Genomic DNA, 20487 nt, shown 5'->3' on the forward strand with positions numbered 1-20487 from the left:
ATCTTCCAGGCCGGATGGCGACTGTCGAGACTGCCTCGACACTCACTCACAAGCCCAAGGGAGAAAGCCGGGGCAAAGTATCCCCTCGCCTGTCGCTGTGAAGCAGATGCAGGCAATGCTGTTTCAGGGTAAGCGATGCGCCAAGGCACCTTGCAATAGGCCGATGAACATGGAGTTTTCGAGCCATGACATTGGAACATGCTACGGGCGATATGGTCGCCGAATTAAGCGGCGCCGCGGCGGCCGAAGAGCTTACAACGGTGCGCGGGCGCGTGCGGCAACGAAGGCTGTGGAGTTGCACCGAGAACCGCGCGTTGGTCGACCTGGCGAGCGCGGCGGGGTCGTCGGTGACCGAGGTCGCGGAGGCGTTCGGCGTAGCTCCGTCACAGCTCTATGCCTGGCGCAAGCAGATGGCCGGCGGCGAGCTTGATGCCGATCATGGTCGGCTCCACACGCCAATGGGTGATGATGATGATGAAGCGCTTCCAAAAGGAAGGGCTGGTAACGGTGACGCCACGTCATATCCGTATCGAACGCCCGCACGCGCTGATGGAAATGGTTTCGAAGCGCGCGGCGGCGTAAGGCCGCGTTTCGGCTTCCACTAACCGAGCCGCGTTGGCACGACTTTTGAACTCCCCTCGTTGGGCGGCGGAAAGAACGCCGACCGATTGCGCACAAAACATCTTCCAGCGACCGCTTTGTTGGCGTTGACAAAACATTGCGACCTTTTCCATCGAGGGACGGTCGTTTGATCGCACGTAGGGAGCCACAACAAATGTAGTTGGAGCGCCGAAATAGAGTGTCAGAACAGTTTTCATGTGCCCCAACAATGCCTTTCCCGAACACCGCTAAGAAGGTGCCGGGGTTGAATTCTGTCGATATCTCGACCGAACGAATGGTGTTGCTCAACCTCAAGAAATATTCGATCTGCTGGCTGCTTTTGCGCAAAATCTCAACTGCCCTTGGATCGCTTATCGCCCTCTTACATCCGGCCAACAAACCTTAGAGCAGCTCTGCCGCGATCCAACGATTATGCTAAATTATCCTAACGAATGGCAGAAGCGGTATTTCGACATGGGGTATTACAAGATAGATCCCATCATCAAGAAAATCCGACAGCGACTCGGTGCCCTTCATTGGAAGGACGTGTACGATGATGCTACTACCACTGAAGATGAACGACGTAATTTTCGACGAGGCTGCCATGTTTGGCCTGAGGGCCGGCGTTACGGTTCCATCACACGGTCCCAACGGAAAGTTGGCCATGATGAGCTTTGCTCAAAGCTCGAGCTACGACATGCCGAGAAAAATTGTAAAATACTTGGAGTTGTCTGCATTTAATTTCCGCCTTGTAATTGAAAAATATGAGGCGTCTCGGCGCGTTGACCAAGAAGTTCATTGTCTATCTGCAAGAGAAAAGGAGTGTATCATCTGGATTTCGAGGGGGAGGTCCTCCTTTGTAATAGGAACAATACTCGGCATTTCCGAAAACACTGTCAACTTCCATATAAAAAAGGCTATGAACAAATTGAATTGTACCAGCAGAACGGCTGCGGTTGTAAAAGCATTGAAACTTGGAATTGTTGACATCTGAACCTAAATTCCGCCTCCGAATGGACTGTCCGTTGGTCGATTTGACCCCGAGGATAAGTCGAGGACTGGGCGGCCGGTTGAATCGATTGTATAACCGATCAGGTTCGTGGGGAGAGGAGCGTGAACCTGCAAGAATATGCTGAACTAGCGCTCGTGCCCGTTGACAGGGCTCAGACCAATTCGCTAGGCGGTGCGGAAATATGGCAGGACGCGTAAATATAGCCAGTCGTGCGCTCCAAGCGATCCTCCATGCCGAGCTTGGTCATTGCGGTTAGGATGGCCCGACGTTCCCTCACTGTCGAGAAGCGGCGCTGGCGCTGTCTGAAGCGGTCTACAAGCCTGGTTTCCAGTCCGAAATCCCGAAGGGCCATTGCGATATTGTCATAGCTGAAGGGATGCATTGCGAAGGCAACGACCCACGGGCGTGACGTCGCCGACGCCTCATACACGCTCGCAAATGTTCGCTCTGTGGCGTAACCCACACAGCCTGTACTGATGACGATATCCGCACCCGCGAGATCGCAGCGTTCCTCGACCGTCAAGTCACGGGTTTCCAGATCAGCCATGATACCGGCTTCCAGCAGGCCCAGAACTTGCGCATAGCGAACAGCCCGGAACGATGGGTCCACGCCGACGAACTGGATGTCGTCACGGAGGCCGCGATTGCGAAAGAAGGCTCGATGCTCGATCTCGTGCCGGCGCGAGAGCGATCCGCTAGGTCTCAGATAGGCAGCATACAGATCGTCGAGATTGAGATCGGTGCGGAGTAAGGCGGCGTTAATGCCATAGGAGCAACCGACATCGATAATCTTCAACTTGGTTTTCTTTCGAACGCGTCGATAATCGGCGAAGATCCTTTCGAAAACGGGCTTGGCCCGATCTGGAATCACATAGTCTAAGGACAGATGCGCGCGAAAATAGGCGTGCGGCCACCTGGAATTATAGGCTGCCGCGAAATCATGCTTCGCCCCCTGAATGTTGGCGCGCCCTGCACCTGATGGCGCCATCATTCCCCTGACTGCCCAGTGGCCTTGGGGTCACAGCCGACTATCTGACACGGATCTGACATGCTGCTTTCCTTCCTTCGCTCCTTTGATCGCGATGTGATCCCGACAGGTAGCCATGCCGCGACGAAGGAGCTTCAAAAGTCGTGCCAGCCGCGCAGAAACAGCATGGGATTTTTTCTCCATTGCTATCAATGGTTTACATGCGATTGCGGCGAGAGCCCAGCCGAAATCATTGCGTCGCATACTCGACAACCGGCGCCTAGCTGTCGACGCCCGCCACCTTTCCAGGAATTGGTTCAGCGTCAAGCTCTGCTAGCTGGGCGGTCATACATCTGGTTTTCCGGCGGCTTTGAGCACAAGTCGTTGTGCTCCTCTCCTCCAGGTTGATAGCAATCTGCCTTAAGCCAGTACGCACGATTTACTGCGCTCCAACCAACGCCACCTGCGTGCACCTGTCCTGGTGTTGGCGGCTTCGGGCCAGCCGATGTCCTGCTGCAGTTCGATCGGCAACCAATGGATGGCACGCTCGGTCTGGTAGCGGGCACGGGCTGCGCTGAATTCGGTCACAAGGCGGCCAAGGGATGACAGGATAGACATTTCATTCTCCTTCAGGTTGGGTCGCGGCGGGCCGGCATGTTTATTGCTCGTCTGTGCCGTGGTCGTTTCATGGCCGCTATCGATGCCTGCTCCTTCGATGGAGTTGACTATCCTCCCAAAGCGACGTTCAATCAAACGAAACGGAATGACCGTTCGCATCAGAAAAATTGAAGTCTGGTCCCAATGAACGCCCCACTCAATGATCCACTGCCGCTACTCGATCTCGATGTCTTGCGCACTTTCGTGGCCATTGCCGAGACCGGCAGCTTCACCATGGCCGCCAATGCCGTGTTCCGCACGCCGTCGGCCGTCTCCATGCAGATCAAGAAGCTGGAGGACATTCTCGGCCGCTCGGTGTTCGCGCGCGACGCCCGTTCGGTGACGCTGACCACCGATGGCGAGATGCTGCTCGGCTATGCGCGCCGGCTGCTGTCGATCAATCGCGAGGTGGTGTCGAAGTTCATCATTCCAGACATTGTCGGGGTGGTGCGGCTCGGCTCGCCGGACGATTATGGCGAACGTGTGCTGCCGCATGTGCTGAAGCGATTCGCACAGTCGCATCCTTCCATCGCGGTCGACGTCACCATCGACCAGAGCGTCAACCTGCGCCGGCGCATGGACGATCGGGCACTCGACATCACGCTGCTCACCAACTCATACAAGACCAGTACGCTCGGCGTCGAGGTGCTGCTCACTGAGCCGATCGTCTGGGCCGGCGCCAAGGGCGGCTGCGCGCATCTGCGCGAACCCTTGCCGGTTTCGCTGTGGGAAGAAGGCTGCGCCTGGCGGGCCGGCGCCCTGGAGGCGCTTGGCCGCGAGGGCCGCAACTATCGCATCGCTTATATGAGCGCGCACACTGCCGGCCAGCGCGCCGCCATCATGGCCGACCTTGCCGTCGCGCCGCTGCCAAAATCCTTCCTCGGCAACGACATGGTCGAGCTCTGCCCGAAGGATGGCATGCCGGATATCGGCACCTACAATCTCGCCATGGTAGTGGCGCCGGATGCCAGCGCTCCGGTCAAGGCAGTAGCGGACCACATCCGCGCAACCTTCGAAGTGGTCAGGGAAACCGGCAAGTTCTAGTGAGCCTTGCGCTGAGCCGCGTTTCGGTGCTCAGCGATCTTATCAGGAGAGCATGAGGAACTGAGGAGGGGCGGTCACGTTGCGACCTACCAAACGGGCACTTTCTGTGGCGCGGTTGCGGCCCGTTCAGAGAGCCTCCGTCACCAACCGCCCACAGTTCCTTACATGTTGGGGTTGGACGGCTCCAACGGCATCGCGATGTGCCAGATTGAGTTCGTTGCAGTTCTCAATCGAGGGAAACCGTCCGTGGAAGAGATTACCCGAATTGGTATGGATGCGTCAAAGAACGTTTTTCAATTGCATGGCGTGAATTCGAGCGAGCAGCCTGTGCTTCGCAAGAAGCTCTCGCGCAAGGAGATGGTGAAGTTTTCGAGAAGGCGCAGCCGACCGCTATTGCCCTCGAGGCACGCTGGCCAGATTGGTGACGATGAAGTCGGGTATCGGCACCTTGGGCGCCGACCTCGACCCGCGCCATGATGCGCTCGACGCGGCTCCAGCCGGGGGCGCCGTCAATGAACTCCTTGAACCTCCGGACCTTGCCCATCTTCGCCGACCCTTCGAAGCGCGCTGTCGTGCTGGTCTCCAGGTCCGCGACATGCTTGCTCAAGGTCGTGGTGGGCGCCAGGCCGAGGATAAAGTCGACATCGTTAGCGCGGCACCAGTCGATGACCTGCGGACCGGTTATCGGCCCGGATCAGGATCCGGGAGTTCGGCCAATTGCTCCGGATCGCCCGCACCAGGCGGCGCAGGGGGAAGCGGATTTCTGCCCCACTCGGCCGCTTGGCCGGTCCAGGATCGCACTGACGAACCAGCCGTCGGCGTTGAGACGGCCGACATGTTGGTTCACCAGATATTGCTGTCGCTCGCTACGCCGAGCTTACCGGATCTCCTGACGAGAGGGGGTCACGTCGACCAGCGCGGATCATCGCGTGCCGGCAATGCCCGCGTCCGCAGGGGCATGGTCCAACTGGCTTGGCGGTTTCTTGTCTTCCAGAAGGAGAGCGCCTTGGTTGGCGTGGCACCGGGAGCGCGCTGCTGACGGTCGGACCCGCACGCGAATGGCGATGATCGTTGCGCTCGCCCGCAAGCTGCTATCGCGTGGTGCCGACCCGTATGCCCGCTGATGTGTGAGGGGCGGCGCCGCAAGCCATTCCCTATCCCGATCTATCCGCTAACCGGTTCCGGGTTCAATGAACGTGCTCTCTGGGCCGAGCCAAAGCCAAACCCTGCCACGCAAAAAATGAAGAGCATGGTCTCTTGTTAACCCGGCAACCTATCAGCCCAGCCTTACGACTTTCGAAGCCATGCATTCGGAGCGCAAGTTAAATTGGTCCCGAACGCGTCGGTGTAATAAGTATCAATTAGAAATCCAGATTTCTCGACCAACTCCAAGCCATCGAGAATCTCTTTATCTGCACGCATTGGGTCATCCTCAATCACATAATAATCTCCAGATACAAGGAATTGTCCCAAGTAGGAAAATACTGGAAATACCTGTACATGTGCATCGTCGATTACAAGCCACGGATGAGGCAGATTAATTAAAAGATTTTCGTCGAAATTGGCAACGTTTGAGAGATCGACTTGATGAAATTTAAGCATTGGATGATTTGCGTCTGGGTGGATACATTCTGTGTTAATATCAAAAGAATGAACTTGACCTTTGTTTTCGCATAACACAGACAATTGATCAGCAAACCACAGTCCGCTGCCGCCCTGAAGCGAACCAAGTTCCAGAATTGTCTGCGGCTGAAGTTCCCAAATAAGCCTCGTATACAAATGTAGATCAAAAGGGGACTTGACATTGAGTAACCCTTTGTACGTTTGTGCCAAGGCCCCAACTTTTGTAGATCGGTCAGGAAAAAGCTTTGCATGAAAATACGAGTTCCATCCTCGTGCCGATGGCTTTGCAAAGCGGTCGGAACACTCAGCATTCACAACGCTGCCAATTTCGATTATCCAATCAAGATTTCCACCCGGCTTCGTTTGATCCGGGTAGTTCTTGTGGGCGGCTTCCCAAAAAGCCTTATATCCGGAAGCGAGTTTCATAGGTCCATCTCCATACCGCGTCTGTTATTGTCTCTTTAGGGGGGAAGCTCGAATGGTCCTCCCCTACAACCAACCAAATCACGGCCTTCCTCCCTTGGGGAGCCACCAAATCAAGTAGGGCTAAAGCGCGTAAGGGCGTCGCTGTAGCACCGCCGCTGTCCGCAGCCGCGAATCAGGTGGTCCGCGGCTCGTGGCGAGCCGTCGCGGTTGTGGCCGTACCAATAGCGCAGGTAACTGGTACGAACGGCTGCGGGAAAGCGGTATGCTGACCGGCGAAGAAATAGCCCCGCGGCTAGGCGTGTGCGCCTCGACCGTTCACCAACTCGGGCGAAAGGGCATTCTCAAGCCCATCGATACGCCACCAACATTCGATACTTGTACGAACCGCCGGGCAACGTCAGACTCGAAAAAGGCGCCGGCAGTCGATAGTGGTCGTCCACCCAGATTAATCGTCGCTCAACCACTCCAACAAGGTGCATCGTGATGCCTGCTCCTTGGTTCTCGGGGTATAGGGTTTGGCCCTGACGTGCTTGAGGCCGTGCTTGCGGCAAGCCTTGTCAAAGGCCCTGGATCTGTAGCAGGAGCCCTTGTCGGTCATGGCGCGGCCGACGGCGATGCCGAGAGCGGCATAATAGGAGAGCGCCGTCTGGAGGAAGGCGTCGGCGCTCTCCTTTCTTTCATCCGGCAGTATCTGCGAGAAGGCAATGCGCGAGGCGTCATCTATGACGACGTGGACGAATTCCCAGCCGACGCCGCGGCTCTGGCCTTTGCGATCACCCGTGATGGCCGACGCGCTTGAAGCGGCCGAGCTTCTTGATGTCGATGTGGATCATTTCGCCTGGCTGCTCGCGCTCGTAGCGCACCACCGGCTCGGCCGGCTCCAAGTCCGCCAATCGCGAAAGGCCGGCGCGTGCAAGCACCCGGCTCACCGTCGCTGGCGAAACGCCAACCTCATGCGCAATGTGCTGGCCGGCGAAGCGCTGACGCCGCAGCGCCACGATTCGCTCGACGATCCCTGCTCGGTGGCATCTAGGGCTATGCTTGGGCCGCGACGAGCGGTCGGACATGCCGGCCCGGCCTTCAGTTTTATAGCGCTCGACCCAACGCGCCACGACCTTCGCCGTGACCGCCGCCTGGGCTTGGAAAGGCTGCCTTCTATGACCGACAGCGCCGTTTCCTCTCGACGCAGCGGCGTCAGACGGGCATTCCTAAGGATGTTCATTCGGACGGGTGCCGATGTGCGAAGGTCGCGCTCGGATGGCGGTCACACTTCGTCGTATGTGGGTTGACGAAAAAGACTTCCGTTAGTCGGCTGCCTAAGGCTGAGCCCCCACGGAATGGCGAGCGCTCGGTGCAGGGCGCGGTCCGGACGAGTTCGCATGATCGGAAGCCGGCGTTTCGGTCGCGGATGTGTGCCGCTAGCACGGGGTGAGCGATGCCTCGATTTACAATTGGAAGGCCCGCTTAGGAGAGCCAACTGCCACCCAAGCGCGACGACACCTTCAATCTGACGTGAGTTCGTTCCCTGTCCGCCTCAACTGCCCAAGGGCGGGCCGATCCGGTTTTAAGTCGTAACCTGAAGCCACCGCCTTCAGGCGTTGGAGAATTCACCCTTACCGCTATACATAGTATTTAATCGTGATAGAACTATTGCCAGATGCGCCTTGTGAATGGTCGCGACCAGCCGCACATCCCGCAATTCAAGGGCGGTGCGGATCATACGAAGCTCATTCAGCAAATCACTAACCTGTCGCGCGAAGTCCATCCGTTCGAGCAATTGGAACCAGAATTGTGCCGACCGAAAAAACAAAATGTCGCTAAAATGCCTAAGGGGTGCGTTGCGGCTCAGGCCATGGAGGATACCATGCTGACGAATGATAATGTCGGCGAACTGCCGCTTATTTCCCTGATGAAGAAGCGCACGGCAAGATTCTTCTAGTTCGTTGAAGTCTCGAAGAGTTTGGCTAGTAATAGGAAGCGCTTCGGACTCCGCCATAGCATCCACCAGTCGCATTCGGACGACGTATATATCGCGGATCGAACTTAGGTCGATGGATGTAACCTCCGTTCCGGTTCCATGCTGGCTTACTATAAGGCCGTCGTACTCGAGGCGCTGCAAGACGGTACGCATAGGCGTGCGGCTGACTCCGAATTCAGCCGCGAGCTCGCGCTCGTTCAACCGGCAGCCGGGCTGGTTGTCGAGAAAACAGATCCGGTGCCGTAGTGCATGATAAATATCGGTCTTTGTCATTCGGCCGCTGTTTTGGCTCTGATTTACTAATTCCGGAACCTCTGTAATGTTGTATCTGTTCAAAAAGATATCTCCAAAATAACCAGCGAACTATGTACGATAACGTAACTGCCAGTATATTTGGCGCTACGGCGTGACGCACGCGGTTCTGATCAGGCCATCAACATAAACCATTAGCTGGTGCCGCTGGCGCAGCCCTTATGATCGCGCAGATCCGCGATGATCCACTCTTCCGTAAACCGCTTTCTCTTCATCAGTTCGTCCTTCAATCGAGGTCGAACACTAAATTTAGTTTCAGATCGAGGGAATTAACCGTGGCAGGTCATGGCCGCACACGCTCGTCATCCCGAATGGACCATCGGCAACGAGATCAGCCGAGCCCCTGCCGGCGCCGTCTATCTCAGCTATTACGGGCCGCAGAGTCAAAACTTGGAGTCTTGACCAACGGCTAGAAATGCCGCATCACCCCGGCCATCAAGCGCTAAATGCACCGCCGCTCCGCCATCAAGCCGTCAGCGGCCATATCAAAGTCGAGCGACGCATGGGCCGCAGCTACCTTGACGGGCGGCAGGGAGACGTAGTCAACGCATTCCCAGCCGCGGCCGGCTGCAACTTCACCATATACTCAACTGGTTCAGCCGTAGTGTTTTGTGGCTGCTCGTCGCCGCCATGCAAGATCCGCCGATGGAGCTCAAAACCCTCTCCTCATTGTTCAAGGCCCACCCTTTCCAGATGTGGAAAGGTCTTTACGAACCGTTTGAATTTATGCGCTCCGCAGGTGACGGGCAAATAGCGCGAAGGGTTCGATGGAGACACGTACCTCTCAAGCGGCTCTACCAAGGCATCATAATCTGCGTCGATAAAGAACGGTATCGAATAACGCTCCCGCCCGGACGTGTTCACCACCCGATGAAAGTTGGCGATGTACAGGTCGTTGGTTAGTATCTGCAAAAGCTCACCGATGTTGATGACGAAAGTCCCGGCAATAGGCACTCCTTCAACCCAGACCCCTTCACGATTCATGACCTGGAGCCCTCCGACACTGTCCTGGGTAAGTATCGTGAGACTTCCGTAATCGACGTGCGCGCCAATGCCAATGACTTTCTCCTCCACCCGCCCCGACTGCGTCGGGTAGCGAAGCAAACGTTGATAGGTAATCGGATCCGTTACCCTGGAATCAAAAAAATCCCGGGGAAGGTCGAGACTCAGCGCGACTCCTCTTAGAAGTTCTGTCGCGAAGTCCTTCATTGCCTGGTGATACGCAAATACAGTCTCACGAAACCCCGGTAGCGCCGACGGCCACTGGTTCGGACCGAAGAAGGGGCGCTCAAGGGTAGATCGTTCAGGGCCGATGTCAAAACACTCCTTAAAATCTTTTGTGTTCGTCGGATCTGTGTTTTCGCCAAAAATCTCCACGTAACCGCGCAATGCAACTCCCGAATTGACCATGTGAAGTTTCATCTTCTCTTCAAGCGGCTGGTCGAAGAACGCGCGGGCTTGCGCGAAGGTATCGTCCGCCAATTGTGCTGGCAGGCCGTGGTTTTTTACGTACATAAAGCCAACGTTCGCAAAGGCCCAGCGGATTGCCTTTGCCACGCCCAGAACGTCGCTGTTATCCAGAAGCGGCCCTACATCGACAACAGGTATTTTGTCGAAGGATTGGCGTTGCGCGCGAAGCCTGTCGTCGAGATCGGGTTTGGTCATGGACATTCTCCAATTATTTTTTAGGAGTTACGAGCACCGTCCAAACAGCAAAAGTCGTGCCAGATCAAAAATCGGTTTTGTTTGAATGGCTTGGCATCTACTTGCCCGTTCCTGCAGGCACTACAGCGAAAATTTGTAACGCTTGCGACAAAAGAGAGCCAGGTAGTTTGCGAACTCCACTACGTCACCCATTACAACCCACAGTGATCGGCGCCGGCGCGCCGACCAACGAGCGACTTAACCATCAAGACGATTTCGGGAAAGGTGCCTTGGCGCACCGCTCTGATGTCCTTTTGCAAGGCGCGATCTGCGCAGTAATCCACCCGACACCGATTTGCTCGGTCGGGTTCTCATTGATTGAGCGCCTATCGGTGGAGACGTGGCCTGGGACGCAGGTGAACAAGCTCTGATGCGCGGGTTGGTTACCGCATGTCCATGTATCCGTCCGGGGCTGGTCCTCTCTTACAACGGGCGTCGGCATTGCCGGCCACAAAGCGGTGCCGGGAATTCCCCATTCAATGCCACGTCCCCGCCGATAGGCGCGATGATTATTTCGTTGCGACCGAGGATCAGGTTCCTGCCTGCTGCTCATCCGCTCGGGCGATGGCCCACATGAAAGCAGCGAGTTCCCGAGCTATTGCGGTCACGGCCACGGTGCTGCGCTTGCCACGCGCGATCAGGGCCCTGTAGCGCTTGGTCAAGCGCGCCTGTGCGTTCCACGCTATGTCTCGCACGACTTCAGGCATGTGGCGGCTTTCGAAGTATTTCCTTTTCCACAGTTTGGCCGGATAGCGCTAAGTCCAGGCGCTCTCGGCCAAGACGCGGCGCACTCGGGCATTCCCATTCTTTGTGATACCGCCCCGTCGCACGGCGTCCCCGGTCGAGCGCTCCGAGGGGACAAGTCCGAGATAAGCAGATAAGCCATCAGTTGTCGCGGGTTGGCAAAGCGGCGTACATCGCCGATTTCGACCATGAAGGTAGCCGCACAAATGAGCTGGACCCCACGCAAAGCCTGCAAGCGTTCGACTACCGGCGCGAGTGGCCAGTCGAGCAGGCCGTCTTCGATTGCCTTTTCCAGGCGTGCTACTCTTTCCCGGCACTGCGACTCTGCGAGGATCAACTCCTGCAGGACAGCTTGCTGACTGCGGTATGAGAAACTCAGTCCATGCAGCCATTTGAGATACTTCGTTCCCCAGGCCTTCAAGCCCGGATAAATCTTGCCATGTCGCAACAGGAAGGATCGAATCTCCTGCCGCTTGCGGGTTCGATCCTTCACCGCAGCCTCGCGGGCGCGGATCAGGTCACGCATAGCCTCATGAGCAGCGTCCGGTGTCCAGATCTCCGACGATATCCGCACCTGCCGCGCGCTCGAGCGCAAGCCATTGCTGCGCGGCTATGCCGAGACCCACTACAAGGCGAAGTCCTGGAAGGCCGAACGCCGCACCTGCGCCCGCATCGCTCACTAAAGGCCCGTGTCGCGTCACCGACCAAGACCAGAAATCCCTGTTTTCCGCCATTAAAAAAGGAGCAGCATAATGAATCAGGCATTGCGATTGGGCGGATCGACCGCTCGACGGTATTGGAGTCGAGCTCGATGCGTCCATCATCGAGGAATCGTGTGAGTCCTTCCCATCGGGAGAGCGTGTACCGGATCGCCTCGGCGAGCTTGGTCTTCTGGCTAAGGCCGAGCGCCTATGCGAACCTATATGCGTGAGAGGAACGAAGGACGCGCTTCCCATCGATAGACACTTAGGAAAATAGTCCAAGCGCCTCTATCTCCTCCAGCACGCGATCCACGTCTGCCAGGTCGTTGTAGGCGTGGACCGAGATGCGCAGTCGCCCATCGCCGCCCCAGGTCAAAACTCCGCGCTCGCGCAACCGCGCTTCCAATTGTTCGGAATGGGGCGTTGCAATCGATATATTGCCGGCCCTTTCCGCTGGTCTCGCAGGTGTGAGCTGATCAACGCCCAAACGATTAAGCCCGTCAAGCAGCGCTCGGCCAAGCTCAAGAACATGCGATTCAATCCTGGAGATTCCGATTTCCTCGAGCGTTACCAGCGCGTTCTCAAGATAGTAGATGCTCATAAAGCTGGGGTTGCCTCCTTCGAATTTCTCTATTGTAGGCTTCAAGTGCAAGCTGGTCCGTTGGCGCCAGTCCGCCTCGTGGATAACCGAGTTCCAACCGACTGCCTTTGGTTCGAGTTGGTGCCATCGTTTGGAGTTTACGAAGAACACTCCGACCCCATGCGTTCCCAGCAGCCACTTATAGCAACAGGAAACAACGACGTCGCAAAGCGAACCGTCTACAGGAACGACGCCGAGCGAATGCGATGCATCGACAACGAGCCGCGCTCCACACCTGTCGGCAATCTCTCTTAGAGCAGCAAGATCGCTTCGCACTCCGGTAAGGTAGCTAACGTGACTGACTACGATTGCTCGTGTATGTAAATCCACCGCATCGGCAACCTCATCTAATGTGGCGCAAGGGCCGGCCCCAACTCTCCTCAGTTCGATCCCAGCAGCCTGCCAAATGTGAAGAAGAGATGCGAATTCACTTGCACCGACGACGACGTTGTCGCCCGGACGCCAGTCTATTCCAATAGCGACCGCGTGGAGGCCCGCAGTTGCGTTCCACAGGAGCGCAATCTCCTGCGATCTAGCGCCGAGGAGGCTGGCCAGGCGCTCCCTTGCCCTGGTCGCGGTCGCAAACATTCGATCGCGCCCCGGCATGCCAACACCCTTGTCGACCATAAATCGTGTCACCGCTGCAGCATTGCTGATCAGAACCGGCGTTTCACCACCCGCGGCCAGGTGGGTCACGTTCTCAAGTCCGATGAATTCACTCTTTGGGATAAGACTGCCCGCCCCCATTTCGTTACCTCCCACGAGATCGCTTGATGCAAGCAACAGTTCGAAATCTAAGGAGCGAAATTGTTCGCTCGAACAATGCGCCAGGAACGACACTGTTTTCCGCCCCGATCCAGGCCCACCATTGCGATACAATCGGGTGTCGGAATCAAGACCTTTGACGCCTGCTCATCTGGACTGTGCTGGAAGATTTCCGGATGGGCTGGGCGATCTCTCAAGCATGTGGAACGACATTCCCTCTTGGGCACGTTTATTTCTGAACCGACGATTCTTTGGCGAACAGCATCGCCGCATCAGCAATAAAGGCGCATTCTGCAGCGCAGGAAGAGGCACAGCCCAGCGCGAGGCATGAATCGCAGGCAAATAGGCTGTGGACGGTCCCTCTCACGAAAAGTGGCGCCCTCAGGCGGGGCCGAATTTAACCCATGCGCTCCGATGCGTAGCTTCCTGGGCTCGCCGGGAAGACGACAGAGCGGTTGCCGTTCATGAAGACGCGGTGATGGATATGGGCGTGGATCGCGCGTGCCAGGACCTGACTTTCAACATCACGGCCCATTGAGACATAGTCTTCCACGCTTTGAGCGTGCGTGATGCGCACCGTGTCCTGCTCAATGATTGGCCCTTCATCAAGATCCGGCGTCACATAATGCGCCGTGGCACCGATCAGCTTCACGCCGCGCTCATACGCCTGCTTGTAGGGATTAGCTCCCTTGAAGCTCGGCAGGAAGGAGTGATGGATGTTAATGATCTTGCCCGACATCTTGCGGCACATTGCGTCTGAAAGAACCTGCATGTAGCGGGCGAGAACGATCAGCTCGGTACCCGTCTGCTCGACAAGATCGATGAGCTGCGCTTCAGCCTGGGGTTTGTTCTCCTTCGTCACCTTGATGTGGTGGAAGGGAATATCGTGATTTACCACTACCTTCTGGTAGTCGAAGTGGTTCGAGACGACGCCGACGATATCGATCGGCAGTGCCCCGATCCGCCAACGGTACAGAAGGTCGTTGAGGCAGTGCCCAAACGCCGAGACCATCAACAGCACTTTCATCCTTTGCGTCTGGATGTGAAGCTCTGCTTCCATGTGAAATTTTTCGGCGATCGGCCTTAGCCCCTCGGCAAGCGCTTCGGCTCCTTTCCCTTCCTCTGATATGAAGGAGACGCGCATAAAGAAGCGACCAGTGCTGAGATCGTCGAATTGCGAACTATCGACGATATTGCAGCCCATTTCGCAGAGAAAACCGGAGATGGCGGCTACTATTCCTCGCGTTGATTGACACGTTGCCGTCAAGATAAAAGTGGTCATTCGTTGCCTTTACAGGTTTTCGGGAAGGGTCCCGGTCTTTGTGAAGCGGGAAGTTGGCCGCTAAAATGGCTTGTGGCTTTTCGGGCGGCCTATTGCACCCGATCAGGACAACGATGCGATCCAGCGGCGGCAGGAGGCCCATTCAGAAATTCGCGCCAGGCGCTCAGGTCCACGTTCCCCCCGGATACCACTGCAACGACCGTCTTGCCGCTCCACATTTCGCGGTGCCGCAGGACCGCGGCAACCGCAGCTGCTCCACCGGGTTCGGCAACGATCTTCATCTCATCCGCCAATAGTTGCATCGCGCAAATGACGTCAGCTTCCGATGCTGCGCAGCCGTGGGAGACAAGTTTCTGATTGATCGGAAAGGTCTTCTCACCTGGAATTTGGGTTACAATCGAGTCGCAGATCGAGTTGTACCCGGGTCCATTTCCAACGCGCTCGCCTGCTATCAACGATCGCCTGGTGTCATCGAAATGTTCCGGCTCAGCCGCGGAGATAGTGGTCGCCGGGGACAGCTCTGCCATGGCGGTGGCGATGCCAGCGATCAGCCCTCCACCACCAACGGGGCATACCAGAGCGTTTGCGGACGTTTTCAGTTTCGCCAGTTGATCGACGATTTCCAGTGCAACGGTCCCCTGCCCCGACATCAAAACATAATCATCATAGGGGGCAATCAACGTCGCCCCCGTTTGCTCGGCCACATCTAGTGCAATCTTGGCCCTGTCGCCGGTTGCGCGATCATATGTGATTACCTTGGCCCCATACTGGGCAGTGTTGCGCAGTTTCACGGCCGGTGCATCCTGCGGCATGACTATGGTCGATGGGACATTCATTTCCGCAGCCGCGGCAGCCACCCCTTGAGCATGGTTGCCGGATGAAAAGGCCACGACACCCGCCGCGCGCTCCTTTTTGCTCAACGACGCGATCTTGACGTAAGCTCCACGAATCTTGAACGATCCGGTACGCTGCAAGCACTCGGCTTTTACGAGGAAGCGGAAACCAAGACGGCGATTGAGAAGTTCGGATTCGAGCAAAGGCGTAACCCGTGTTACGCCCTCGAGAACCCGGGCGGCATGAACAATCATTTCATATTCGAGCATCGCGCTGCTTTCCAACTAGGAGCTAGTAAATTCTCGTTGCCGCTCGTTGATCACATCGCGCAATCAGCGGGTGAACCCGGGGTGGGCTCTAAGCCTTGGAAGGTCCGTGCTCGCGGCAAACCTGTTCAAATCGCTGAATTTGCTCTGTGCTGTCGCAGTAGGACATCACCATGCGGAAGCCTTGACCTTTGCGAGGAAAGCTCCACGGCCTTAGGTTGATATCCTTGTCCCGGAGTGCTTCCAGAAGGCTCGGCGGCAGAATGGCGAACACCTCATTAATGTGCACTGGATGAACCAGCTCAACACCCGGACACGGTCTTAAAGCATCTGCTATTCGTGCGGCGTTCCGGTTCGCCTGCAGAGCATTTCGGCGCCAGAGCTCATCTTTCAGGTAGCTCAAGAGCTGCACTGATATGTAGCGCATCTTTGAGCACAGGTGCCCGGCGCGTTTGTGCATGAAGCTCAGTATCTTTGCGATTTCAGGATCGAAGGTGATCACCGCTTCCGCATTCATGGTTCCGTTCTTGATGGTCCCGAAGGTGAGAATGTCCACTCCACCCTTCCAGGTCATTTCGGCCGGCGTTGCGCCCAGATGCACTATAGCGTTCGCCAAGCGTGCCCCATCAAGATGGACTTTCATGCCTGCCTTATGCGCTATCGCACTCAGCGCTCGTAATTCGTCCAGTTCATAAACGACTCCGGCTTCCGTGGCTTGGGTGAGGCTGAGTGCGCTGACCGCCATATGATGCACGTTGCCGATACCGTGACGTTGTAGGCCGTCCTCCAATGTGGCAGGCGATATCTTGTGGTGCTCACCTGCCAGCAAGGTCATGCGGCCACCACCGCTATAGAATTCGGGCGCGCCAGCTTCGGTCGTCACAATATGGGAGCCCTTGTGACAGAAGATCGTGCCATACGGCGGCGTGATGGCGCCAAGCGCAAGACCATTGCCCGCGGTGCCCGTAGGCACTGGAAAAATAAAGGCCTCACGCTCAAAAAAGGTCGAATAGGCCTGTGCCAAAGTTGCGGTGAATCGATCTGCTCCGTAGGCCACCTCGACGCCTCGGTTGCAGTTGACTAGCGCGTTCATCACCTGTTCGCAGACCGGCGCGCCGTTGTCTGAATTGAAGTGATAAGTTGCTATTTTAGATCCTCCCGTTTCCAAGAAAAGCCGCCGCCAAACTCAGTGGAAGCATCCTGGAGCACATCCCATAGATAGTCGGCCGAGGCGAAATCAGTCAGCATGTGCAGGCCGTAGGGCCCGTCGTTCATTTTGCGGATCAAAACCGCGCTGATCCGCGCTACGACCGTTTGTAGGACCTCACCTTGGAGAAAACGATCGCTGCGCAAATCCACACCGCAAATCTTCGCCATCACTCGCGCAACACACCTGCCCTCCAGACAGAGCCAACTATGGCTGTCAGCACGAGGAAGCGGGTATCCTATTCGAAGCTCACCCTTGGCGTCGTCGGCATTCCAGCTTGCCTCCAGGTCGCTGCACACATTACCTACCGCGTCGGGGTCAGGCAGGACGAGGTACTCTTCCTTACCGAGCCGCGCGATGAGAGAGCCATCGGACAGGGTGATGGCTTTGTTGGGAGCGTGCGGGACAGCGCTGACCTTTGAGCTCAGCCATTTCGTTGTCCCGTTACCCTTGAAGCCGATCCGCGGCAGCGTCGACAGGTCACGGATGACGACATTCTCGTTCTGCGGGGTCTGGCTCGCGCCGGTCAAGCGGTGAGCGAACGGACTTCTAGCAATGGCGCCCACCTTACATCTCCTGCCGTAGATTTTCCGGATCGTAGAAATGAGGGGAAGCAACTTGCGCATGGTGCTCGCTTCCGTCGCTTGCACGCAGCACAATTCGGCTTCCAAGATTGGCGTCCGAGCGGTCGGCATAGGCCAGACCGATGACTTGTCCCAAACTCGGCGAAAAAGCGATTGAGGTGATGAACCCTACTATGGATCCATTCTTCACAACCAGATTAGACTCCTGGAGCCCAGCCGTCGGCATCCGGTCGAGCACAAACCCGACCAACTTTCGGCTCGACAACGTCTTGTTCCGGATTTCCAAACTGCGCTTTCCAATGAAAAACGGCTTCGAGTTGGCGACTGCCCAGCTCATATCGAGCTCTTCAGGCGTGGTCATGCCGTCAGTGTCTTGACCGACAATCACATGCCCCTTCTCAAGCCGCATGAGCCTTTGGGCTTCGAGGCCAAACGGGCGAATGTCGGAAGCTCGCCCCGCATCACCGACGGCCCGCCAGAGTTCTGATGCGAAGCGTGAGGGCACATGTATTTCGTAACCAAGCTCGCCGATGAAACCCACTCGGAACACCCGTGCGGGGATCCCCGCTACCGTCCCTTCACGGTAAGCCAGGTATGGGAAGTCATGCGGCGACAAGGCAATGTCATCGCTAAGTTGTGCAAGTACCTTGCGGGCATTGGGTCCTGCCAGATTGACTCCCGCGTATGCGGCCGTAACATTCGCGATATCCACGTCGAGGCGCCACTGGGCGTTCCACCACAGCATGTTGCGGTATATTCGATCCACGCCCGTGGTGGTTGCGGTGACATAAAAATAGTTTTCGCCGCGCCGACACGCGACACCGTCATCAATGACCGTGCCCGCCTCATTTGTCATCAGCAGGTAACGCGTCTTGCCAACGGGCAGCTTCACATACGCAAACGTGTACATGCGATTTAGAAATTCGGCCGCATCGGGCCCCCGCACATCTAACCCGCCCAAAGTCGAGACATCGATCATGCCGACGTTGTTTCTTGCGTTCACAACCTCTTCGGCAATGAGCCTCTTGGCATCGCGTTCATGACCATAGTAGGCAGGGCGCAGCCAGTTTCCCGCAAGCAGCCATGCTGCTCCTTGAGCGGTATGCTGTTCATGCATCGGTGTTTGACGAAATGGCGTGAACTTTCGACCAGCCAAAATCGCGATTTTTTCCGTTGTAACCGGCGGCCGGGCGGTGGTGACGCCCACCTCACTTATTGTCCGATTTGTGTATTTCGATACGAGCATTGCCGTTGCCAGTGCAGCATGCCGGCCTTGACTTGGCCCCATGCCGACGGTCGAAAACCGCTTTACGAGTTCAAGCTCGCGGTACCCGTCCGCAATGGCGTTCTTGATGTCCTTGACCTGAAGGTCTTCGTCAAAGTCGACAAAGTCCATTCCCTTCGGATGCGGGAAGATCGGGCAAGGATGATTTTGGGAACCTCGATCCCGAACTGGAAGCGCTGGCCGACGTTTGCTTTGATAGCCGCAATTGATCGCGGCCGCCAAGCCCTGACCCGCGCCATGAGCTATGCAGCCTTCCAGGTCGAAAAATCCGTCGACCGATCCGGCAAGCAGAACGCCTTTGCCCTGCCCGTCGATGGTGAACTGCGCGGCCACGTCATCGTAAGTGAGCTTGCCACCCGCCTGGAGTGGCAGCTGATAGGCGGGAACATACCCGACGGACATGCAGACCAGGTCACAATCGATCCTTCGGCGCCTCCTGCCTGCAGTGCCCTCCGCATCGATTTCGGCAAGCTCTACCCCACGGACGTGCGAATGCCCTTTTTTCGGTTGTGCCTCATGGAGGCACCATCCATCCAGAATTGAGACCTTTCGTTGCGTTATCTCCGAACGCAACGGTCCGTGGTGGCCGGCCTTACGGAGATCGCAAATTGCCGCCAGACCGACGCCGGCTTCAAGAAGGTCAAGCGCCACGCCATAGGCGTCATCGTTGGCAGCGAGTATGACTGCACGATTACCAGGCTTCACACCGAACAGCCGAATGAGCCGTTGAGCCGCCGAGCCCTGCATGATGCCGGGCAAATCATTGTTTCGAAACTGTGACGGCTGCTCTATGAGCCCGGTCGCGAAAATGACCTGTTTGGCCCGCAGCTTGTATAGTCGGTTACCGCGAATTACCGGCAGCCAGTTATCAGCATACCACGCATTGCAGATAGCGTCGGTCCAGATCTCTATTTTGCTGTGGCCTTTGACCTCGCTGACAAGGTCCCTTTCGCTTGCCAGTCGCGCATAGTTCAGCGCCCCGCCGATCCGTGCATTCTCGTCCACCAGCAGGACTGATGCGCCCGCATCAGCCGCGGCAATCGCCGCCGCCATACCAGCGGGTCCCGCACCGACGACGACCACGTCGTACCAGCCATAGGCTTTGTCGTAATACCCTTCGGTGGGTTTTGTGACGTCGAGCTTACCCAGCCCGGCTTTGGCCCTAATGATGGGCTCCCACACCTTCTCCCATATTCCTTTGGGCTTGTAGAAGGTTCGATAGTAAAATCCGACCGGCATGAAGCGCGAAAGCCTGTTCATGACGAACCCGCTATCCCCGCGTGCCGAATTGCCAACATTTTGGGCCCGTACCGCCAGACCGTCCGATATCGGATGACGATCAGCAAAGACGCTTACCTCGTTTCCGATTTGGACAAGCGTGTTCGCGTCTTGAGCGGCCATGGTCAGGATACCGCGTGGTCGGTGATACTTGAATGAACGTGACAATATCCATTCGCCGTTAGCTGCAAGCGCCGACGCGATTGTATCCCCGGCTACGCCTTCAAACTCTCGCCCGTCGAACGTGAACTTGAGTTTTGTCGATGCGTCGATTAGCAGCCCCTTGCGTGGCGTCGCGCTATTCATGACGCTTCTCCCAAAGGTCCATCTGCCGGAACGGGAAATGTGGCCAGAATCTCATCGGTCACTGTGTTGCGTTCCGCTAGGAACCAGAAGTTTGTCGGCGTGTGACACCACCACTCACGCACCACGCCCGCCGTATTGTTGGACATCCAGACGTACTCGGCCCACTCGTGGTCGCTCGCGCCGGATGGCTCAGGTTGCCGATGCACCTCTCCGTGGCACTGGAACTCGGTTATGTTGCGTGGCCCGTTCAGAGGGCATGTCATCAACTTCAC

At 56.9% G+C, this 20487-nt stretch carries 16 protein-coding genes and 9 pseudogenes; 8 read left to right on the plus strand and 17 right to left on the minus strand.

Annotated elements, in window-relative coordinates:
• Window positions 1–212 precede the first annotated feature (212 nt).
• The 4 genes and pseudogenes from NKJ84_RS22325 to NKJ84_RS22340 all read left to right on the plus strand — a co-directional run.
• Window positions 213–410 (plus strand): annotated as a pseudogene (locus NKJ84_RS22325) (transposase); the annotation flags it as partial.
• 19 nt (window positions 411–429) lie between these two features.
• The gene (locus NKJ84_RS22330) at window positions 430–582 is read left to right on the plus strand and encodes a helix-turn-helix domain-containing protein (RefSeq protein WP_352508267.1); all 153 of its coding nucleotides are present in this window, start codon (window positions 430–432) and stop codon (window positions 580–582) included.
• 348 nt (window positions 583–930) lie between these two features.
• Window positions 931–1119: pseudogene (locus NKJ84_RS22335) on the plus strand (autoinducer binding domain-containing protein); the annotation flags it as partial.
• A gap of 34 nt (window positions 1120–1153) precedes the next feature.
• Window positions 1154–1594 (plus strand): helix-turn-helix transcriptional regulator, encoded by a 441-nt coding sequence (locus NKJ84_RS22340; RefSeq protein WP_352508268.1) that lies wholly within the window; start codon window positions 1154–1156, stop codon window positions 1592–1594.
• Between the two features lie 169 nt (window positions 1595–1763).
• On the opposite strand, the gene NKJ84_RS22345 is transcribed toward NKJ84_RS22340, so the two are convergent.
• Window positions 1764–2603: a hypothetical protein gene (locus NKJ84_RS22345; protein ID WP_352508269.1), complete on the minus strand. Its 840-nt coding sequence runs from the start codon at window positions 2601–2603 to the stop codon at window positions 1764–1766.
• Window positions 2604–2999: 396 nt separating this feature from the next.
• A complete protein-coding gene (locus NKJ84_RS22350; RefSeq protein ID WP_352508291.1) occupies window positions 3000–3197 on the minus strand; it encodes a hypothetical protein in 198 nt (65 codons plus the stop codon).
• 183 nt (window positions 3198–3380) lie between these two features.
• Here NKJ84_RS22350 and NKJ84_RS22355 point away from each other — a divergent pair, with 183 nt between their 5' ends.
• Together NKJ84_RS22355 and NKJ84_RS22360 are read left to right on the plus strand one after the other, a co-directional pair.
• Window positions 3381–4280, plus strand: a complete 900-nt coding sequence (locus tag NKJ84_RS22355) for a LysR substrate-binding domain-containing protein (RefSeq protein ID WP_352508270.1) — start codon at window positions 3381–3383, stop codon at window positions 4278–4280.
• Between the two features lie 246 nt (window positions 4281–4526).
• A pseudogene (locus tag NKJ84_RS22360) lies at window positions 4527–4687 on the plus strand (IS110 family transposase); the annotation flags it as partial.
• A 7-nt stretch (window positions 4688–4694) separates the two neighbouring features.
• On the opposite strand, the pseudogene NKJ84_RS22365 reads toward NKJ84_RS22360, so the two are convergent.
• Window positions 4695–5103 (minus strand): annotated as a pseudogene (locus NKJ84_RS22365) (transposase); the annotation flags it as partial.
• On the opposite strand from NKJ84_RS22365, the pseudogene NKJ84_RS33290 reads away from it, so the two are divergent.
• Window positions 5095–5404, plus strand: a pseudogene (locus NKJ84_RS33290) (IS110 family RNA-guided transposase); the annotation flags it as partial. The pseudogenes NKJ84_RS22365 and NKJ84_RS33290 sit on opposite strands and share 9 nt — an antisense overlap.
• Before the next feature lie 163 nt (window positions 5405–5567).
• On the opposite strand, the gene NKJ84_RS22370 reads toward NKJ84_RS33290, so the two are convergent.
• Both NKJ84_RS22370 and NKJ84_RS22375 read right to left on the minus strand, forming a co-directional pair.
• The gene (locus NKJ84_RS22370) at window positions 5568–6329 is read right to left on the minus strand and encodes a CmcI family methyltransferase (protein WP_352508271.1); all 762 of its coding nucleotides are present in this window, start codon (window positions 6327–6329) and stop codon (window positions 5568–5570) included.
• 460 nt (window positions 6330–6789) lie between these two features.
• Window positions 6790–7551, minus strand: a pseudogene (locus NKJ84_RS22375) (DDE-type integrase/transposase/recombinase); the annotation flags it as partial.
• Between the two features lie 164 nt (window positions 7552–7715).
• On the opposite strand from NKJ84_RS22375, the pseudogene NKJ84_RS22380 reads away from it, so the two are divergent.
• A pseudogene (locus NKJ84_RS22380) lies at window positions 7716–7826 on the plus strand (transposase); the annotation flags it as partial.
• Between the two features lie 94 nt (window positions 7827–7920).
• On the opposite strand, the gene NKJ84_RS22385 reads toward NKJ84_RS22380, so the two are convergent.
• The 12 genes and pseudogenes from NKJ84_RS22385 to NKJ84_RS22440 form a co-directional block, all read right to left on the minus strand.
• Entirely contained in the window at window positions 7921–8580 is a 660-nt protein-coding gene (locus NKJ84_RS22385; RefSeq protein WP_352508272.1) for a GntR family transcriptional regulator, read from the minus strand.
• A 705-nt stretch (window positions 8581–9285) separates the two neighbouring features.
• Complete coding sequence (locus NKJ84_RS22390) at window positions 9286–10284, minus strand: isopenicillin N synthase family dioxygenase (RefSeq protein WP_352508273.1); 999 nt, start codon at window positions 10282–10284, stop codon at window positions 9286–9288.
• Window positions 10285–11078: 794 nt separating this feature from the next.
• Complete coding sequence (locus NKJ84_RS22395; RefSeq protein WP_352508292.1) at window positions 11079–11153, minus strand: hypothetical protein; 75 nt, start codon at window positions 11151–11153, stop codon at window positions 11079–11081.
• 95 nt (window positions 11154–11248) lie between these two features.
• Window positions 11249–11593, minus strand: a pseudogene (locus NKJ84_RS22400) (IS110 family transposase); the annotation flags it as partial.
• A gap of 236 nt (window positions 11594–11829) precedes the next feature.
• Window positions 11830–11967 (minus strand): annotated as a pseudogene (locus NKJ84_RS22405) (IS66 family transposase); the annotation flags it as partial.
• Between the two features lie 66 nt (window positions 11968–12033).
• Window positions 12034–13248: an aminotransferase class V-fold PLP-dependent enzyme gene (locus tag NKJ84_RS22410; protein WP_352508274.1), complete on the minus strand. Its 1215-nt coding sequence runs from the start codon at window positions 13246–13248 to the stop codon at window positions 12034–12036.
• Window positions 13249–13570: 322 nt separating this feature from the next.
• Window positions 13571–14455 carry a formyltetrahydrofolate deformylase gene (purU, locus tag NKJ84_RS22415; protein ID WP_352508275.1) on the minus strand — a complete coding sequence of 295 codons (885 nt, stop codon included), beginning with the start codon at window positions 14453–14455 and terminating at the stop codon, window positions 13571–13573.
• Window positions 14456–14544: 89 nt separating this feature from the next.
• Window positions 14545–15558: a threonine/serine dehydratase family protein gene (locus tag NKJ84_RS22420; protein ID WP_352508276.1), complete on the minus strand. Its 1014-nt coding sequence runs from the start codon at window positions 15556–15558 to the stop codon at window positions 14545–14547.
• Window positions 15559–15646: 88 nt separating this feature from the next.
• Window positions 15647–16723: a threonine aldolase family protein gene (locus NKJ84_RS22425; protein WP_352508277.1), complete on the minus strand. Its 1077-nt coding sequence runs from the start codon at window positions 16721–16723 to the stop codon at window positions 15647–15649.
• Window positions 16699–17328 (minus strand): hypothetical protein, encoded by a 630-nt coding sequence (locus NKJ84_RS22430; RefSeq protein WP_352508278.1) that lies wholly within the window; start codon window positions 17326–17328, stop codon window positions 16699–16701. The genes NKJ84_RS22425 and NKJ84_RS22430 overlap by 25 nt, the downstream gene beginning before the upstream one ends.
• A gap of 1 nt (window position 17329) precedes the next feature.
• Window positions 17330–20215, minus strand: a complete 2886-nt coding sequence (locus NKJ84_RS22435) for a 2Fe-2S iron-sulfur cluster-binding protein (RefSeq protein ID WP_352508279.1) — start codon at window positions 20213–20215, stop codon at window positions 17330–17332.
• Window positions 20212–20478: a sarcosine oxidase subunit delta gene (locus NKJ84_RS22440; RefSeq protein WP_245951940.1), complete on the minus strand. Its 267-nt coding sequence runs from the start codon at window positions 20476–20478 to the stop codon at window positions 20212–20214. Before NKJ84_RS22440 ends, NKJ84_RS22435 begins: the two co-directional genes overlap by 4 nt.
• Window positions 20479–20487 lie beyond the last annotated feature (9 nt).

It is taken from the genome of Mesorhizobium sp. M0048, assembly GCF_040323405.1.
Lineage (GTDB): Bacteria > Pseudomonadota > Alphaproteobacteria > Rhizobiales > Rhizobiaceae > Mesorhizobium.

Excerpts from the sequence above, each read along its gene's own strand:
- purU (WP_352508275.1), bottom strand. The coding sequence starts at position 14,455 with ATGACCACTTTTATCTTGACGGCAACGTGTCAATCAACGCGAGGAATA.
- NKJ84_RS22440 (WP_245951940.1), bottom strand. The coding sequence starts at position 20,478 with ATGACATGCCCTCTGAACGGGCCACGCAACATAACCGAGTTCCAGTGC.
- NKJ84_RS22330 (WP_352508267.1), top strand. The coding sequence starts at position 430 with ATGCCGATCATGGTCGGCTCCACACGCCAATGGGTGATGATGATGATG.
- NKJ84_RS22345 (WP_352508269.1), bottom strand. The coding sequence starts at position 2,603 with ATGATGGCGCCATCAGGTGCAGGGCGCGCCAACATTCAGGGGGCGAAG.
- NKJ84_RS22435 (WP_352508279.1), bottom strand. The coding sequence starts at position 20,215 with ATGAATAGCGCGACGCCACGCAAGGGGCTGCTAATCGACGCATCGACA.
- NKJ84_RS22385 (WP_352508272.1), bottom strand. The coding sequence starts at position 8,580 with ATGACAAAGACCGATATTTATCATGCACTACGGCACCGGATCTGTTTT.
- NKJ84_RS22390 (WP_352508273.1), bottom strand. The coding sequence starts at position 10,284 with ATGACCAAACCCGATCTCGACGACAGGCTTCGCGCGCAACGCCAATCC.
- NKJ84_RS22350 (WP_352508291.1), bottom strand. The coding sequence starts at position 3,197 with ATGTCTATCCTGTCATCCCTTGGCCGCCTTGTGACCGAATTCAGCGCA.
- NKJ84_RS22370 (WP_352508271.1), bottom strand. The coding sequence starts at position 6,329 with ATGAAACTCGCTTCCGGATATAAGGCTTTTTGGGAAGCCGCCCACAAG.
- NKJ84_RS22420 (WP_352508276.1), bottom strand. The coding sequence starts at position 15,558 with ATGCTCGAATATGAAATGATTGTTCATGCCGCCCGGGTTCTCGAGGGC.
- NKJ84_RS22340 (WP_352508268.1), top strand. The coding sequence starts at position 1,154 with ATGATGCTACTACCACTGAAGATGAACGACGTAATTTTCGACGAGGCT.
- NKJ84_RS22355 (WP_352508270.1), top strand. The coding sequence starts at position 3,381 with ATGAACGCCCCACTCAATGATCCACTGCCGCTACTCGATCTCGATGTC.